This window comes from Pseudomonas sp. F01002 (genome assembly GCF_004402115.1).
Classification (GTDB): Bacteria; Pseudomonadota; Gammaproteobacteria; order Pseudomonadales; family Pseudomonadaceae; genus Aquipseudomonas; species Aquipseudomonas frigoris.
The window spans coordinates 125,638-125,846 of the sequence record NZ_SOPU01000005.1; the positions used below are offsets into that span (position 1 = coordinate 125,638).

1 protein-coding gene is annotated in these 209 nt (G+C 62.2%); it reads right to left on the bottom strand.

The genetic code is table 11. The features are described 5' to 3' along the window. Window positions 1-113: 113 nt before the first annotated feature. Window positions 114-209, bottom strand: a 96-nt coding sequence (locus E3W21_RS32270) for a hypothetical protein (protein ID WP_371927041.1), incomplete at its 5' end; no start/stop codon positions are given.

Below are 209 nucleotides of genomic sequence, written 5' to 3' on the forward strand. Positions count from 1 at the left end.
GTTCGGCGGCGAAGCCGTCGTAAAACCTGAGACCGCGTTGCATCAGGTAGACCGCATTCGCCGGACTACGACGGCTTCGCCGCCGAACGCAGCCTCGCGTTGCTCGGCAGCTGCTACACCGGTCGTTGTGTGGCTAATACCGTCGTCACCCGATCAGCCAGCGCCAGGCAACTGGTCAAACCCGGCGACTCGATACCGAACAGATTCAC